The 16,935-nt window shown below is 45.6% G+C and carries 11 protein-coding genes; 6 read left to right on the top strand and 5 right to left on the bottom strand.

From position 1 onward, the window contains the following. Positions 1–271: 271 nt before the first annotated feature. Both CXF58_RS13585 and CXF58_RS13580 read right to left on the bottom strand, forming a co-directional pair. Positions 272–1,195 (bottom strand): HpcH/HpaI aldolase/citrate lyase family protein, encoded by a 924-nt coding sequence (locus CXF58_RS13585; protein ID WP_082894401.1) that lies wholly within the window; start codon positions 1,193–1,195, stop codon positions 272–274. Positions 1,196–1,304: 109 nt separating this feature from the next. Continuing rightward, the gene (locus CXF58_RS13580) at positions 1,305–1,712 is read right to left on the bottom strand and encodes a TehB family protein (RefSeq protein ID WP_068408404.1); all 408 of its coding nucleotides are present in this window, start codon (positions 1,710–1,712) and stop codon (positions 1,305–1,307) included. A gap of 321 nt (positions 1,713–2,033) precedes the next feature. On the opposite strand from CXF58_RS13580, the gene CXF58_RS13575 reads away from it, so the two are divergent. After that, positions 2,034–3,512, top strand: a complete 1,479-nt coding sequence (locus CXF58_RS13575) for an MFS transporter (protein WP_102077834.1) — start codon at positions 2,034–2,036, stop codon at positions 3,510–3,512. A gap of 91 nt (positions 3,513–3,603) precedes the next feature. Here the strand turns inward: CXF58_RS13575 and CXF58_RS13570 are convergent, their stop codons facing one another. The 3 genes from CXF58_RS13570 to CXF58_RS13560 all read right to left on the bottom strand — a co-directional run bounded on the left by CXF58_RS13570 (position 3,604) and on the right by CXF58_RS13560 (position 7,871). Further along, positions 3,604–4,860, bottom strand: coding sequence for a cytochrome P450 (locus CXF58_RS13570; RefSeq protein ID WP_228706614.1), 1,257 nt, complete (start codon positions 4,858–4,860; stop codon positions 3,604–3,606). Between the two features lie 165 nt (positions 4,861–5,025). Then, positions 5,026–5,685 carry a two-component system response regulator NarL gene (gene narL / locus CXF58_RS13565; RefSeq protein WP_102077832.1) on the bottom strand — a complete coding sequence of 220 codons (660 nt, stop codon included), beginning with the start codon at positions 5,683–5,685 and terminating at the stop codon, positions 5,026–5,028. Positions 5,686–5,819: 134 nt separating this feature from the next. Beyond that, positions 5,820–7,871 (bottom strand): histidine kinase, encoded by a 2,052-nt coding sequence (locus tag CXF58_RS13560; RefSeq protein WP_068404991.1) that lies wholly within the window; start codon positions 7,869–7,871, stop codon positions 5,820–5,822. 289 nt (positions 7,872–8,160) lie between these two features. Between CXF58_RS13560 and CXF58_RS13555 the strand changes: the two genes are divergently transcribed. From CXF58_RS13555 to narI, 5 genes are all read left to right on the top strand, one after another. Further along, a complete protein-coding gene (locus tag CXF58_RS13555) occupies positions 8,161–9,540 on the top strand; it encodes a NarK family nitrate/nitrite MFS transporter (RefSeq protein WP_068404990.1) in 1,380 nt (459 codons plus the stop codon). A 385-nt stretch (positions 9,541–9,925) separates the two neighbouring features. Then, positions 9,926–13,684, top strand: a complete 3,759-nt coding sequence (locus CXF58_RS13550; protein ID WP_068404989.1) for a nitrate reductase subunit alpha — start codon at positions 9,926–9,928, stop codon at positions 13,682–13,684. A gap of 73 nt (positions 13,685–13,757) precedes the next feature. Next, the gene (gene narH / locus CXF58_RS13545) at positions 13,758–15,296 is read left to right on the top strand and encodes a nitrate reductase subunit beta (protein WP_068404987.1); all 1,539 of its coding nucleotides are present in this window, start codon (positions 13,758–13,760) and stop codon (positions 15,294–15,296) included. Positions 15,297–15,342: 46 nt separating this feature from the next. Further along, complete coding sequence (gene narJ, locus CXF58_RS13540) at positions 15,343–16,152, top strand: nitrate reductase molybdenum cofactor assembly chaperone (RefSeq protein ID WP_228706617.1); 810 nt, start codon at positions 15,343–15,345, stop codon at positions 16,150–16,152. Between the two features lie 14 nt (positions 16,153–16,166). Further along, positions 16,167–16,892: a respiratory nitrate reductase subunit gamma gene (gene narI / locus CXF58_RS13535; protein ID WP_102077830.1), complete on the top strand. Its 726-nt coding sequence runs from the start codon at positions 16,167–16,169 to the stop codon at positions 16,890–16,892. Positions 16,893–16,935 lie beyond the last annotated feature (43 nt).

Genomic DNA, 16,935 nt, shown 5'->3' with positions numbered 1-16,935 from the left:
ATGCGCTAGACCTATTTGATGTATATTTACATCTAGCATCAAATTGGAAACATTTTAACATTCATTTCATATGAATGTTAAGAGTTATTTTCGCTTATTCTTATGTTTCTTATAAACTGCGCGGTTCACTTTTATCAAATCACGAGTGAAGTCCTTCATTTATAACCAAATTTAGAGATAGAAACTCGAGTAGCAAATAACTTATACCTAATGCAAAAACATAAAAAAACCAGATAAATAAAGTTATCTGGACTTTTATTAGGAACATTTATTAATTACTCAGACGATTTAATAGTAGCTGATGACTGCGCTCAATCACCGGCGCATCGACCATATTACCGTCTATCTTAAAGACGGCTTGCCCACTGCGTTCGTATTCTGCGACTACTCGCTGCGCAAATTCAATCTCGCTCTCAGTTGGTTGCAGTGCCTTTTTAACGACATTAACTTGCTTAGGATGGATACAAAGCATGCCCGACATACCCATCTGTGACCATAGTTGCACACGCTTATGTAGCCCCGCGCTGTTATTAAAGTCCGCATACACGCTATCAATCGGTGCGAGCAATTGATGGACTTTTGAGGTTAAGATAAGCTGGTAACGAATTTGATTGGCGATGATATCGGCTGATGCTGTGCCCACCTGTACCTGTAAATCATTGCATAAGTCTAAAAAACCGTAGCTAAATGCCACCATTCCGCGCGCTTTTGCTATCTCATCGGCACGATATAAACCAATAGCATTTTCTATCACCGCAATCACCGGCAGACCCGTTTCTTGGTTAACTTTCTCTATATCTGCTGCCTGCTCAGCTTTTGCTAATAGGACGCCTGCCAGCTTTGGCAACTGCTGACATAGCGCCAAATCTTTGGCAAATTCAGCACTACTTGCTTGATTGATACGTAGCCAAATCGGGCGATAGCTTTTTGCCTCATGCTGAGCAATATAGTAGTCTTTCAACGCCGCACGAGCTTGGGCTTTGTCTGCTTGTGCAACCGCGTCCTCTAAATCAACAATCACTGCATCTGCCCCGCTAGCAAAGGCTTTTTCTACCCGATCTATGCGCGTTGCTGGCACAAACAACCACGTCTTGGTATGAGACATTGATTTGATAACAGCTCGGCAATCTTTTGGCCCAGTACAGATATAGCTGCTCGTATTTTTATGGGTAGACGGATTACTAAAAGGTGACATACTCGATTCCTAGAGGTAGATATTCATCATATAAACACTTAACGTTATTGTGCCACGACAAAAGCGCTTGTAATAGCCCAATAACGCTAGTTGGTTATAACGCTGGATATTAAGATTCCTCTGGTTTATCAAATAACTTTTCGATAGGTTTACTATGGATTTTCGAGCTGTTAAACATCGATTTATTGCCAGTGTCGCCTTCTGTCCAAAAGTTGATATTAAACTGAGCATCATCGCTTAACTCTACGCGGTGCCAATATTGCGGTGGACTGACTGCAAACTGTCCGGCTTTGATAACGACTGTTTTTTCTGGTTCAGTGGCCGCTTCGTCAGCGAAACCATAAAAAGTCACCGTACCTTGCATGACGCAGATTTGGCCATAAACGCCCTCAGCCGTATTGTGATGGGTCAATAACGCATTGGGTACTTTATCTTTGGTGAAGAAGTGTGTCGAACGTTTGATTTTCCAATGGCTTGGAATGACGGGATTAGGATTGGTTTGGGTATCAAAACTCATGATAACTCCTTAGCTGGTTTGCTGAGTATAGATTTTTATCTCAATCTGCCTTAAAACCAATATGCAGTTAAGTCTGCAATTGAGAATGATTATCATTAATATAAAATAGCACCTTTTAAAAGCTTTTACTAGCTTTGTATGTTTTGACTATCTATAAAAATGTAACACCTTAAATGCCATCGCCGCCTCATTAACGGTCGTCCTGTCCATAAGTAGTATACAAACTACGCCCTATACTGCTTTCGCTCAATGGTGATGCTGCCCCATTATTGCTATTTTGTATCCATTATCAGCATCAGAATTTATAATGGGGACATTATTATGCATGCCAAAGAATTACTTGAGCTTGAGCGCCGTGATATCAGGGCGCTGCACTATACGTGGATTGCTTTTTTCCTCACCTTTTATGTCTGGTTTAATATGGCACCGCTGGCAACGTCGATGCTACAGACAGAAAGCTATCTGACCCCTGACCATATCAAATTATTTTTAATCGCCAACGTCGCGCTAACGATTCCTGGGCGGGTTATCGTTGGCATGGCATTGGACCGTTTTGGTCCGCGGCGCGTGTTTTCTATCCTGATGGTCGTAATGGCGATACCGACGTGGTTTTTTGCGTTTGGCAACTCGGCAACCCAGCTATTCGTTTCGCGCTTATTTATGTCGATCGTCGGTGCCGGTTTCGTCGTCGGTATTCATATGACCACCTTATGGTTTAAGCCAAAAGACATCGGTTTTGCCGAAGGTTTTTATGCCGGTTGGGGCAATTTTGGTTCAGCGGCGGCGGCGATTACCATTCCAACCGTTGCTTTGCAGTTCTTTGGCGGTGACGATGGCTGGCGCTGGGCAATTGCGCTATCAGGCTTATTGATGGCCTTATACGGCGTGGCCTATTGGTTTTTAATCACCGACGGGCCAGAAGTTGGTACCCATAAAAAATCTCGTAAAGCGGGCGCGTTAGAAGTATCAACGTGGAAGGATTTATGGTTATATTGCTTATTTATCATTCCTTTATATGGCGTCTTATCGCTGCTGGTGTATCGTACGCAAGCGATGGGCTTTTTAAGTGCTACTGGCGGGATTATTTGTTACAGCGTCATTATAGTGATGGTCATTTACCAAATTTATAAAGCCATTAGCGTCAATGTACCTGTGATTAAAGCCGGTATTCCAGAAGATGATAAATATCCCTTTAAATCAGTGGCGGCGCTAAACGTCAGCTATTTTGCTAATTTTGGCGCAGAACTGGCGGTGGTTTCTATGCTGCCGATGTTCTTTGCCGCGACTTGGAAACTTGATCCAACGGCTGCTGGTTTGATTGCCTCTACCTTTGCCTTTGTTAACTTATGGGCGCGGCCACTTGGCGGCTATATCTCCGACAAAATCGGTAATCGCCGTTTGGTGATGTTGGTTTATATGTTTGGTATCGGTATTGGTTTTGTGCTGATGGGCGTGCTTAATGCCAAGTGGCCGCTATTTATCGCCGTGGTGTTTACCATTTTGTGCTCGGTATTTGTACAAGGAGCCGAAGGCGCGACCTTTGGTATCATTCCCTCGATTAAACGTCGTCTGACCGGTCAGATATCAGGTATGGCAGGCGCTTATGGGAACGTGGGCGCGGTATTCTACTTATTCATTTATACCTTTGTAGAGCCCAATCAGTTCTTTTATATCATCGCAGTTGGCGCGTTTGTCGCCTGGATTGTGTGTTATTTTTGGTTAGCAGAACCGGAAGATGCCTTTGGTGATGAATATAAAATGTCCTCTGTCGATCGTCAGATTGCTGCAGAACAAGGTTAGTTATTCATAATAGCTTTTTATCGAAAACAAAAACCCACTTAGCAAACGTTAAGTGGGTTTTTAATGCACGCTACACTTATCGCAATTTACTCTAGCCTAACACCACAGGTACATGACTGTAACCACCTAAGGGCGGCTGCTCACGCTCCAAAGAAAAACCCGCCGCTAAGGTGATATCTGTGAAATGGGCTAATAGTGCTTGAGTAGCAATTCTAAGCTGCCAAGTAGCAAGCAGGCGCCCTGGGCAGACGTGCTTGCCAATACCATAAACCACGTTAGCAGCGGCATGCTTTTGAGGGTCGAAACTGTTATCACCAAACACCGCTTCGTCGCGATTGGCTGATGTCCAGTTTAATTGTACACGCGCGCCTTTAGGTAGCTTATGCGCGCCAATAGAGACGGGACACGTAGTGATACGGCGGTTTGAGACGAAAGGATCATCAATTCGTAATACCTCGTCGATAATAGTCTCAAGTTCGCTATCAGTAGCCTGCGACCAGAAATTTACTTGCTCAGGATGCTTGACAATATGAGCGATGATAACGCCGACACACAAAGCGATAGACCCCAAATCGCCGCCAGTCCAATTACGCAAAATAGACACCAGTTCGGCTTCGCTCAGCTCCCGCCCATCGATGCGCTCACGGCACAATTGAGCGGTGACGCTATTCATATCAAGGCTGTTTTTAGCGATATTATTTTTAGCGATGTTGTTTCCAGCAGTGTTATTTTCAGCAGTGCTCGCTTTAAACATGCCAGCCACTTCGTCAGTATTGCGGTACGGCTGTAACACCGAGCGGATAATATCATCGAAGTCTTGCGCGACTTTTGCCATTTTTACGTCGTCTTTTGAGCGAGTAGCGCTGTGATTATTGCGCATCCACTGTAAAAGTTTCGGTTCTAATTCAGTAGGCCAGCCAAGCCACGCGCACTGCGCGCGGACCGCAAATACCGCGCCGATATCATCGACTGCATTGAGCATTTTACCTTTTGGTAGCTCACTCATTAATTCGGTTGCGACCTTTTTAAACACAGGGACATAAGGCATTAGCGCTTCTTTACTAAGGTAGCTATCAATCAGCGTCCTGAAATGCTCGTGCTCTGCGCCGTCCAAACCATTGGGTACTTGCAAAAAACGCGACACCTGACTAGAAAAACGCTTATCATCTAAAGCCGCCGCCACCACATCAGCATGGCGTAGTAACACCCACGCCCCTGCGTCATTTTTTATCACATCATGCGCTTGCCGTAAGTTATCGGTCAGGGCGCGCAAATCACTGTCTTTACAAATAGTGACCTCAGCAGTCGCATGAACGGTTTTTTGATCAAATAAGTTAGATGTCATCATAAATCCTTACAGCAGGTATTCGGTTTTGTAGCGCCTCTCAATTCTCTACATGTTGAGTTTATACTGCTAGGCAGCTTTATAAACAATAACCATCATACACGCAAATCCATAAGTTTTTAATGAACAAGGAAGTAATGGATAAGGAAGTCACGCTTAAAGCTTTCTTTATTTAGATAAATGATTGACCGTCCACACCGCCGCTTCTACACGCGTGCGCAGACCCGTTTTATTGAGGATATGTTTGACATGGACTTTTACTGTCGACTCGGCAATATCCAAATTATTGGCAATCATTTTATTACTCAGCCCTTCAGCAATCATCTGAATCACTTGCAGCTCTCGGCTGGTCAAATTACTGGCGATATCTTCGATACTGGGTGTGCGCAAGGTTTGGGCAAGTATCGATGCAAGGTTTGGACTGATGACCAGCTCGCCGCGCAGGATTTTTCTGATATCAATGATAATCAGCTCAGGCTCCATATCCTTTAATAAGTAACCATCGACGCCCAATTTTAATGCCTCTTGGACGTCCTCACCGCTATCTGAAACCGTGAACAATACGGTCTTGGTATTGATATTTCTGGCTTTTATTTCGCGTAAAGTTTCGATACCGGTCAGTACCGGCATTTTATGATCAAGTATCACCAAATCCACGTCGTTATTTTCTAAAAATGCCAATGATTCTTGACCGTTGCTGGCTTCGCCAACGACTTCGACATCGTCCTCAAGGCTTAGTAGTTCAGAGATACCGCGGCGTAACATCGGATGGTCATCGACCAATAGTAGGCGCGCAGGCGACGTGCTGGTATAAACTTTAGTGCTCATAACATACTCACAAATTAGAAAAAATGGTACAAAAACTCTCTTACTCAAAAAAAACTGCTTAAAAAATCAAAAAATGGCAAAGTAAAAACAGCGAAAATGATAAATCTATTATCTAAAAGAGTAATTTTATTCGATTATAAATAAGCGTCTTGGGTATTTTTTTCATCAAAGAAGTTGGGCGCAAATCTAACCGTGACGATGGTACCCTGCGGTTGATTGTCTGTGACAATAAGCTCACCGCCGATGTTATGGGCGCGCTCTTTCATAATGATGAGGCCGTGGTGTTGGGTTTGATCGACACTTCCTGACATGCCAACACCATCATCGATGATACTCATGACGATATATTTATCACCGTCCTCATACGCCAATTGAATCTCTACATTTTTTGCTTTGGCATGACGGCTGATATTCGATAGCGCTTCTCTGGCAATCTGTATCAAATCTATCTGTTCAGTGGCGCTTAAATTGAGCGTCATAATTCGATTGTGCACGGTCATATTAAAATCGCCCTTGGAGGCAAACTCACTGGCAGCATCACGTAGTGCTTCATCAAAATTATCATTATCAATGGTCAAGCGGAACGTCACCAACAAGTCTCTTAGCTGCTGATAAGCGGAACCCAAACCTATTTTTATCTGCTCAATGTTTTGATAGACAGGCGCTTGTACTGGCTCGCTACCCGCATTTTTTAGATGTCGCTCAAGGACGCTGACTTGGATTTTTAAATAAGATAACGACTGCGCCAAGGAGTCATGCAACTCTCTGGCAATGGTTGAGCGCTCTTCAAACAAAATCAGCTGATGCTCTTGCTGTCTTTGTTTGCGCAGTGATAAGGCGGTACTGATTAAATTGGTCAGCGCCACAATCAGCTCATCATTTTGCGCATCCAACTCGGCACTGACAAACGGGAAAATGCTGCCCGCTTCGGTCATTTGAATACGCTGTTCTGGTGTTATATTGCTATGATTATCAGCATTATCGTCGCCATCCGTGACAAAAGAGCGATTCATCACCAGCGTCGACTTTGGACGTACGCGTAATTCCCCAAAGGTTTCTTGTTGATGGACGATAGGATAAGACTTGGTATGTTCGCCATTTTTAATGCCACAGCTTTCACAGCTCAGCTTTTTGCACAGCTCTTTCATTTTTTCGCCGTGCAGCACGATAGCATTTTTATTGGTGATATATTTATTTTGAATACATAAGGTAAATTCTAAATGCGGCAGCGCCTTGCTAAAGTCTGCAATCAAGTCATCGAGCTGGTATAAGCTCACTTGGCTGGTGGTCAGCGATTTTGAAAAGTCATAAAACAGCGATAGCACTTGATTGGCTTTGACCAAATGCTGAGTTTTTATTTGTACTTCACTCTCAAGCGAGCGCTGATAGGTTTCAATCGTGCCCGCCATGTCATTAAATGAGCTGCCCAATACTTCAAATTCTCGGTAGCCCTTGATGCACACACGCGTCTGAGTCTGCCCTCGTTTGAATTGGTTATTGGCTTTAATCAATTGCTGAATGGGCAGCAGTACCGATTTTTGCAAACGGCGCATGCCGATTAATACGATAATAGCGATAAGCAGCAATGAGAGGATTTGTAAGTTTTGTTGCCATGTCTGGCGCTGCTCGTTTCGGTATTGCAGCTCACCGACGAAGTCATTGACATCTTCGATATAACGCGACGAGACGCTATAAAACCCTTGCTTATCTTGCGCCAATAACGCTGGCTTTAAATCTTGATACCACTGCTCTTTTATCTCTTTAAGCTGCTCATTGATGCGCACATGTCGATTGGCGCTCGTTAGCTGATAGACCTGCAATTCTTCGAGACGATTTTCCATATCGCGGCTGAGAATATCTACCTTTTCAGCGGTCGTTTTATTGGCAAAGTCTAATTTATCCTGTTTGGCGCTCTGCGCATTGGTTTTATCGCCTACGCTGTTTTGTCCAACATGTAAACTTGGACTAAAAGGATGGTCATCTGAAAAATCCGTCGCTATCTGAAAATTGAGTCGGTAAGTTGCCATACGCACCGAACCTGCCACATTAATGGCCTCAGCATCCGACCTTGCTACCCATGCCAGCGCGCCACTTCCTAGCGTAGACATCACCGCCAAGGTGGCTATGATCAAAATAGCGCCCCAAGCATGCAGCGATAAAGACTGTCTGTGTTGTTTAGACCTCATGAATGGCATTCACCTAGCAAATTAGCGAAAACAGGGGATAAATAACACTATTAGAATCGTTCATTTTAAAACCGTCGACATTCAAAACCATCCGTATTCAAAATAACAAATGCGCTTATTAATCATAAAAAAAACCAAACTTTTGGTAATAATTCTATGACTACTATACCCCTTTTAGCCATCAGTATACCACTATGTATGAATACTCATTATCCCGATAACAAAGTACCGTGAGTTATCATTTTTTATAAATACTTATTTTTTATAAAGACAATAAGTGAGGAAGAGTATGGGCAATAAATACAACTTCAAAGGTGGTACGCTCATTACTGACTGGCGACCTGAAGTAGAAGATTTTTGGCAAGGCGGCGGCAAAAAAGTCGCCACGCGAAATTTATGGATATCTATTCCATCTTTGCTATTGGCGTTTGCAGTATGGATGGTATGGAGCGCGGTCATCGTGCGCTTGCCAGAGATTGGCTTTGCTTTTGATGGCGGACAGCTATTTTGGCTGGCTGCATTACCGGGGCTGTCAGGGGCGACGCTGCGGATTTTTTATTCTTTTATGGTACCTATTTTTGGTGGACGTCGTTGGACAGCGATATCCACCTTATCTTTATTAATACCCGCGTTATGGATGGGTTTTGCGGTACAAAACCCTGATACACCGTTTATTATATTTGCCATTATCGCGCTGCTGTGCGGCTTTGGCGGTGGTAACTTTGCGTCGTCTATGTCCAATATTTCGTTCTTTTATCCAAAAGCCGAACAAGGTACAGCGCTTGGGCTAAACGCTGGTTTGGGTAATTTGGGCGTCTCGGTGATGCAGTTTGTGGTACCGATGATTATCTTGGTTGGTGCCTTTGGTAGCTTGGGCGGCGACCCGCAAGTATCTGACAGCGGTCGATTGTTTTATCTCCAAAACGCGGGCTTTATTTGGGTGCCTTTTATCCTGCTGTTTGCTGCATTGGCATGGTTTGGCATGAATGACATTGCCACCGCTAAAGCCTCGTTTAAAGACCAATCGGTTATCTTTAAACGCAAACATAACTGGATTATGTGTATTCTTTACATGGCGACGTTTGGCTCTTTTATTGGCTTTTCTGCTGCCTTCCCGATGTTGATTAAAAACTCCTTCCCTGCTATTGACGCACTTAAATTTGCCTTTTTAGGGCCTTTGGTTGGTGCGCTATTTCGCCCATTAGGGGGCTGGATATCTGATAAAACCAGCGGCGCAAAGGTTACATTCTGGAACTATATCGTGATGGTATTGGCGGTATTGGCAGTGATGTACTTCTTACCTAGTGAGACCAGTGATGGCAGCTTTGTCGGCTACTTTATCTCCTTTATGGTGCTCTTTATCACCACCGGTATCGGAAACGGCTCAACCTTTACCATGATTCCGGTTATTTTTAGAACCTTTCATGACCGCCGTGAGCCTGAAAAAGCGGGGACAGAAGAGTTGTTTGTCGAGATACGTAAAGAGTCAGCAGCAGTGGTCGGCTTTACCTCAGCCGTTGCCGCCTATGGTGCGTTCTTTGTGCCCAAAATGTTCGGGTCAGGACTGGGAATAGATGGCACCTTTATCACACTTATCATCTTTTATGTCCTCTGTATTGCATTAACTTGGTGGTTTTACAGCCGCCCGAATGCTGAGATTCCTTGCTAAAACGGCTGTGTTATAAGTCCTTTAAAGCGACTTTTATACAAGCAAAACTAAATCTATAAAGTGCTACTTGCCCATGTAAGTAGCACTTTTTTTATTTTAAATTTTTACTGCTCATGATTGGCTTAACAATCAGCGTCACACGCCGTCACTGAGCAGCTATTTAGCCGCCATTTTCCAGTGCTTTTATTTTTAGCAGCTACTACTAAGGTGGTAGTGCTCTGCTCATGTTAGCGGATAGTAAGGGTGCTATGGCTTACTTAAAATGACGCTATTGAAATAATATTTACGGCTTAGGTGCATACCAATATCGAGTCAAGTACGACGATACCAGCATGCGGCACTCAGCTTTAGATACACCATAGGCAATAAAACAGAGGATAGCGAAATGAGCCATTTACTCGACCAATTCCGTTTTTTTAAACGTAAACAGGGCGAATTTTCCGATGGGCATGGCGAGACGCGTGATGAGTCTCGTGACTGGGAAAACGTGTATCGTAGCCGTTGGCAGTATGACAAAATTGTGCGCTCAACGCATGGGGTCAACTGTACCGGCTCTTGCTCGTGGAAGATTTATGTCAAAAACGGCTTGGTGACGTGGGAAACCCAGCAAACCGACTATCCTGAAACCCGCCCTGACTTACCAAACCATGAACCACGCGGCTGTCCTCGCGGCGCAAGCTACAGCTGGTATATGTACTCTGCCAACCGTGTCAAATATCCAAAGGTACGTAAACCCCTACTAAAATTATGGCGCGAAGCCAAAGCTCAGTATCCTGACCCTGTCGATGCTTGGGGCAGTATCGTTCAAGACCCTATCAAAGCTGAACAGTATAAATCTAAGCGTGGTCTTGGTGGCTTTATTCGCTCAACATGGGCAGAGGTCAACGAAATCATCGCTGCCAGCAACGTTTATACCGCTAAAACCTTTGGGCCGGACCGCATTATTGGTTTCTCGCCGATTCCTGCGATGTCGATGGTCAGTTACGCCTCTGGTAGCCGCTATTTGTCGCTTATCGGCGGTGTTTGTTTGTCATTTTATGACTGGTATTGTGACTTACCTCCGTCATCACCGATGGTTTGGGGCGAGCAAACCGACGTACCAGAATCAGCCGATTGGTACAACTCTGATTATATCATCGCGTGGGGCTCAAACGTGCCGCAAACGCGGACGCCAGATGCGCATTTCTTTACCGAAGTACGTTATAAAGGTACCAAAACCGTCTCTATCACCCCTGACTATGCAGAAATCTCTAAGCTGACCGACTTATGGCTCAATCCTAAACAAGGTACAGATGCGGCAGTGGCGCAGGCGTTTTGTCATGTCATTATCAAAGAGTTTTACCTCAAGCAGCCAAGTGATTATTTCTTAGACTACGCCAAGCGTTATACCGATTTGCCGGTGCTTGTAATGCTAGAAGGTGAAGATGGCGCGCGCCGTGCGGGTCGCTACCTGCGTGCTTCTGACTTGGTCGATGACTTGGGTCAAGAAAACAATCCTGAATGGAAAACCATCGCCTTAAATAATGACGGCGAATTGGTTTCTCCGCTGGGCTCAATCGGCTACCGTTGGGGCGAAAAAGGCAAGTGGAATCTTGAGCAAAAGAACGGCACCACAGGCGAAGACATCGATCTGACGCTTACCTTAAAAGACAGCGCTGAGACTTGTGTCGTGGGCTTTGACTACTTTGGTCATGTGGATCATCCGCATTTTACCTCGGTGCCAGGCGAGCCTATCCAGCAAAAAACCGTCCCTTGCAAAACCATTACCCTTGCCGATGGCAGCACCGCCATCGTTGCGACAGTATTTGATTTAACCGTGGCCAACCTTGGTGTTGACAATGGCGTCGGCGGCGAGCACGTCACCGATGATTATAACGATGCAAGCGTACCGGGCACGCCAGCTTGGCAAGAAGTAATTACTGGTCTTAGCCGTGAGCGCGTGATTCAAGTGGCTCGCGAGTTTGCTGAAAACGCCCATAAAACCCATGGTAAATCGATGATTATCATCGGTGCGGGTATGAACCACTGGTATCACCTCGATATGAACTATCGCGGCGTGATTAATATGCTCATGCTGTGCGGCTGTATCGGCAAATCTGGCGGCGGCTGGGCGCACTATGTTGGTCAAGAAAAACTGCGCCCACAAACTGGCTGGTTACCCCTTGCCTTTGCTCTTGATTGGCATCGTCCACCGCGCCAAATGGCCGGTACCAGCTTCTTTTATGAGCACAGCTCACAGTGGCGTCATGAAACCATCTCAGCTCATGAGATTCTCTCGCCAAATGCCAATAAAAAATTCTTCCCAGAGCACATGCTTGATTACAACATCCAAGCAGAGCGCGCAGGTTGGTTACCATCAGCGCCGCAGCTCAACCGTAATCCATTGACCATAGCCGCCGCCGCAAAAGCCAGCGGTAAAGACGTAGAAGAGTATGTGGTCGACTCATTAGAAGACGGCAGCTTACGCTTTGCTTGTGAATCACCCGACAACCCGGTGAACTTCCCGCGCAATATGTTTATTTGGCGCTCAAACCTCTTGGGTTCATCAGGTAAGGGTCATGAATATATGCTCCATTACTTCTTGGGCACCAGAAACGGTCTGCTTAACGAAGAAAACCCGACGGGTCATTTGCAGCCAAAAGAAGTCGATTGGGTAGAAAAAGGCCCTACTGGCAAGCTTGATTTGGTCGTAACGCTTGATTTCCGGATGTCCTCGACCTGTTTGTACTCTGATATCGTCCTGCCGACCGCGACTTGGTATGAAAAAGACGACATGAATACCTCAGACATGCACCCGTTTATTCACCCATTAACTGCCGCCACCGACCCTGCTTGGGAATCTAAATCGGATTGGGAGATTTATAAAGGCATTGCTAAGAGCTTCTCTGAGCTATCAAAAGGTCATTTGGGCGTGGAAACCGATGTGGTTACTCTGCCTATGCAGCATGATAGCCCAGGCGAGCTTGCGCAGCCATTTGGCGGCACCGACTGGAAAACGGCTGGCGAAAAACCGGTTCCTGGTAAAAACTGCCCAATGATTAAAATCGTTGAGCGCGACTATCCTAATACCTATAAGAAATTCACCTCTATGGGTCCGGCTCTAGAAAAACTGGGCAATGGCTCAAAAGGTTTGAATTGGGACATGAAAACCGAGGTCAAACAACTGGGTGATTTAAACCACCGTGTCACTGAGCCGGGTATCTCTGAAGGTCGTCCTCGTCTAAATACCGCGGTGAATGCGTCTGAGATGATTTTGATGCTGGCCCCTGAAACCAATGGCCACGTTGCCGTTAAAGGCTGGGCGGCACTGTCTGAATTTACCGGTCGCGACCATACGCATTTGGCCAAATCCAGTGAGCATGAAAAGATTCGCTTTAAAGATATCGTCGCGCAGCCACGTAAAATCATCTCAAGCCCGACGTGGTCGGGTATTGAATCTGATGAAGTGAGCTATAACGCCGGTTATACCAACGTCCATGAGCTGATTCCTTGGCGTACGATTACCGGTCGTCAACAGTTTTATCAAGATCACCCTTGGATGCAGGCGTTTGGTGAGCAAATGCAGCAGTATCGTCCGCCTATCGATACCAAGACGACGGAGATTATCCAAAATACCAAGCCCAATGGTAATAAAGAGATAGTGCTGAACTTTTTAACACCGCACCAAAAATGGGGTATTCATAGTACTTACTCTGAAAACTTGCTCATGCTGACATTGAGCCGCGGTGGTCCTTGTGTGTGGTTATCAGAAGTCGATGCTGCAAAAGCCGGTATCGTCGATAACGACTGGATTGAAGTCTTTAACGCTAACGGTGCCATTACCGCGCGCGCCATCGTTAGTCAGCGCGTCAAAGAAGGCATGACGATGATGTACCACGCCCAAGAAAAATTGGTCAACGTTCCAGGCTCGCAGCAAACCGGTATTCGCGGCGGTATTCACAACTCAGTGACCCGTACTATCCTAAAACCGACGCACATGATTGGCAGCTACGCGCAGCAGTCTTACGGTTTTAACTACTATGGCACTGTCGGTTGTAACCGTGATGAGTTTGTGGTGATTCGCAAAATGTCGAAAATCGATTGGTTGGAAGAAAAACCAGATGACTCATTACCACGCCCATTGCCAACCACCCTTGATGGTTAATAGCACGTTTATACATTGCTACTGATAAGTACTTATATTAATTGCTTTTATACAAAAGCTTGGAGCACACCCCATGAAAATTCGTTCACAAGTCGGCATGGTGCTTAACCTCGATAAATGTATCGGTTGTCACACCTGCTCGGTCACCTGTAAAAACGTTTGGACCAGCCGCGAAGGTATGGAATACGCGTGGTTCAACAACGTTGAGTCAAAGCCTGGTATCGGTTATCCCAAAGAGTGGGAAAATCAAAATAAATGGAACGGCGGCTGGATACGTAACGCCAACGGCACGATAAACCCGCGTATCGGTGGTAAGTTCCGCGTGTTGGCAAATATTTTTGCCAACCCTGACTTACCAGAGATTGATGATTATTACGAACCCTTTGATTTTGATTATCAGCATCTGCATACTGCTCCGCTCGGTAATTACTCGCCTATCGCCCGCCCGCGCTCAGCCATTACTGGCAAGCGTATGCAAAAGATTGAGTGGGGTCCGAACTGGGAAGAGATCCTCGGCTCAGAGTTTGAAAAACGCCGTAAAGATAAAAACTTTGACAATATCCAAGCCGATATTTACGGCCAGTACGAAAACACCTTTATGATGTACTTGCCGCGTCTGTGCGAGCATTGCTTGAACCCAACCTGCGTGGCGTCATGCCCAAGCGGCGCGATTTATAAGCGTGAAGAAGACGGCATTGTCTTGATTGACCAAGAAAAATGCCGCGGCTGGCGTATGTGTATCTCAGGCTGCCCGTACAAAAAGATTTACTACAACTGGAAATCGGGCAAGTCTGAAAAATGTATCTTCTGTTATCCGCGTATTGAAGCTGGTCTGCCAACGGTTTGTTCTGAAACCTGTGTTGGCCGTATTCGCTACTTAGGCGTCCTACTTTATGATGCGGACAAAATCGCCGAAGCCGCTAGCACCCCTAACGAGCAAGATTTGTATCAAGCACAGTTGGATGTATTCTTAGATCCTAATGATCCTGCGGTCATCGCCCAAGCGTTAAAAGACGGTGTACCACAATCGGTGATCGATTCAGCTCAGCGCTCGCCAGTTTATAAGCTGGCGATGGATTGGAAACTTGCTCTGCCACTGCATCCTGAGTACCGTACGCTACCGATGGTTTGGTATGTACCGCCATTATCACCAATTCAAAACGCCGCCGAAGCCGGTAAAGTTGGTATGGATGGTCTGATTCCAGACGTCGACAGCTTACGTATCCCGCTGCGCTATCTTGCCAATATGCTAACCGCGGGCGATGAAGAGCCAGTACGTTTGGCGCTAAAACGCCTACTTGCCATGCGTAGTTATAAGCGTATGCAATTGGTAGAAAAACAAGAAGTGCAAAGTATCTTGGACGATGTTGGTCTGACCAAACTGCAAGTAGAAGAGATGTATCGCTACTTGGCAATCGCCAATTACGAAGACCGTTTTGTGATTCCAACCGCGCACCGCGAAGAAGCCTTAAGTGACGCTTTTGCTGAGCGTAACGGTTGCGGCTTCACCTTTGGCGAAGGCTGTTCAGGACATTCTGACAACAGCATGTTTGGACAACGTAAAGCCAATCGCCGTGATTTCATCGATACTGTCCAAAAGTGGGAGTCATAAGATGCAAACTACTCAATTTCCTAACAGTCATTCCATGCATGAGCCTATGACGCCCCCGACTATTGGTGCTTCGGACTTGAAGCTGCTCAAAGTATTAAGCTTACTGATAGATTATCCAAACAATGAGCTATTTAGTGGTGATACCCTCGCTGATTGTACCGAAATTGTCGCGCGCTCGACGCTAATTAGCCCAGAAGTACGCACCCATATCATCGACTTGATTGAAGATTTAATCGATACCGGCTGCCTTGAGGCTCAAGCGCGTTATGATGGTCTGTTTGAGCGCGGTCGTTCGCTATCGCTGTGGTTGTTTGAGCACGTACACGGCGAATCGCGTGATCGCGGTCAAGCGATGGTCGATTTGATGGGTCAATATGAAGCAGCCGGTTTTGAGATTAGTGTTAAAGAATTACCCGACTATCTGCCTTTATATCTTGAGTTTTTAGCCTATCAAGCGTCGGTGATTAATGACGATATTCAGATTCGTATGGATATTGCCGATGTTAGCCATATTATCGCCTTGCTTGCTGCTCGATTAGAGGATCGCGGCAGTATTTATCAAGGCTGCTTTAATGCGCTATTGCAAATCGCTGGTAAGCCACTTGCTATCGTTGAAGAGTACCAAGAGCAAATCAGCAAAGAACAGCGCGACGACACCTTTGAGGCGCTAGATAAAGAATGGGAAGAGGAAGTGGTGACGTTTTTGGATGCGCAGCAAGAAGATCGCTGCCCGTCACAAACGAGTACCCAAAATCTTGCGGCCAAAGCGGGCGTTCGAACCACTCCCGCGACAAATACGGTCGATGCCCCTGTACATTGGGTCGATTTTAAAACCAGCCAACCGGTTAAACAATAATAAGGAGAGATGACATGAATATTGCAGATCCGAGTGTACAGTCTGTCGCCAACCTCAATTGGCTACAAATCTTCCTTTTTGGTGTTTATCCGTATATTGCGTTGACCATTGCAATCATTGGTACTTGGGTACGTTTTGACTTATCTCAGTATTCATGGAAATCCGGCTCAACACAGATGCTCAGAAGCAAAAACATGCGCCTTGCCAGCAACCTCTTTCACGTTGGTATTATCGTGGTTTTGCTCGGCCATTTATTTGGGATGTTGACGCCGCATTTTCTTTACGACCGCTTTATTAGCGCCGGCAACAAGCAGATTTTAGCGGTGGTGGTCGGTGGTATCGCGGGAGTATTTTGTTGGTTCGGTCTGGTGATGCTACTATGGCGACGCTTTACCGATGAGCGTATCTCCCACACCTCGTCGTTCTCGGACAAACTGGTACTGGTATTGTTATTTATTCAGCTCAATCTTGGTCTAATTTCTATCTTTACCTCAGTCAAGCATTTAGATGGTTATACCATGATGAATTTGGCCGGCTGGGCACAAGACATTACCATTTTAAGACCTTGGCAGGCAGCGGCGCGTATCGAGCAAACCGACTTGATTTATCAGCTGCATATGGCGCTCGGTATTACACTGATTGCGATATTCCCGTTCACACGGCTTATCCATATTATCAGTGCGCCAATCTGGTATTTCGGTCGCCGTTATCAGATTGTGAGAGAGAAACGTTCGCAATAGAAACGTTCCTAATAGGAATAGCCACAATAGTGATACAGCATTC

The organism is Psychrobacter sp. Sarcosine-02u-2, assembly GCF_002836335.1.
Classification (GTDB): Bacteria; Pseudomonadota; Gammaproteobacteria; order Pseudomonadales; family Moraxellaceae; genus Psychrobacter; species Psychrobacter faecalis.
The sequence above is the reverse complement of the archived record's forward strand: the minus strand, read 5'-3'. Positions and strand labels throughout refer to the sequence as shown.

What these genes read in the sequence shown, in the direction of transcription:
- CXF58_RS13585 (WP_082894401.1), bottom strand. Translation starts at nt 1,195, where the DNA reads ATGTCACCTTTTAGTAATCCGTCTACCCATAAAAATACGAGCAGCTAT.
- CXF58_RS13580 (WP_068408404.1), bottom strand. Translation starts at nt 1,712, where the DNA reads ATGAGTTTTGATACCCAAACCAATCCTAATCCCGTCATTCCAAGCCAT.
- CXF58_RS13575 (WP_102077834.1), top strand. Translation starts at nt 2,034, where the DNA reads ATGCATGCCAAAGAATTACTTGAGCTTGAGCGCCGTGATATCAGGGCG.
- CXF58_RS13570 (WP_228706614.1), bottom strand. Translation starts at nt 4,860, where the DNA reads ATGATGACATCTAACTTATTTGATCAAAAAACCGTTCATGCGACTGCT.
- narL (WP_102077832.1), bottom strand. Translation starts at nt 5,685, where the DNA reads ATGAGCACTAAAGTTTATACCAGCACGTCGCCTGCGCGCCTACTATTG.
- CXF58_RS13560 (WP_068404991.1), bottom strand. Translation starts at nt 7,871, where the DNA reads ATGAGGTCTAAACAACACAGACAGTCTTTATCGCTGCATGCTTGGGGC.
- CXF58_RS13555 (WP_068404990.1), top strand. Translation starts at nt 8,161, where the DNA reads ATGGGCAATAAATACAACTTCAAAGGTGGTACGCTCATTACTGACTGG.
- CXF58_RS13550 (WP_068404989.1), top strand. Translation starts at nt 9,926, where the DNA reads ATGAGCCATTTACTCGACCAATTCCGTTTTTTTAAACGTAAACAGGGC.
- narH (WP_068404987.1), top strand. Translation starts at nt 13,758, where the DNA reads ATGAAAATTCGTTCACAAGTCGGCATGGTGCTTAACCTCGATAAATGT.
- narJ (WP_228706617.1), top strand. Translation starts at nt 15,343, where the DNA reads ATGACGCCCCCGACTATTGGTGCTTCGGACTTGAAGCTGCTCAAAGTA.
- narI (WP_102077830.1), top strand. Translation starts at nt 16,167, where the DNA reads ATGAATATTGCAGATCCGAGTGTACAGTCTGTCGCCAACCTCAATTGG.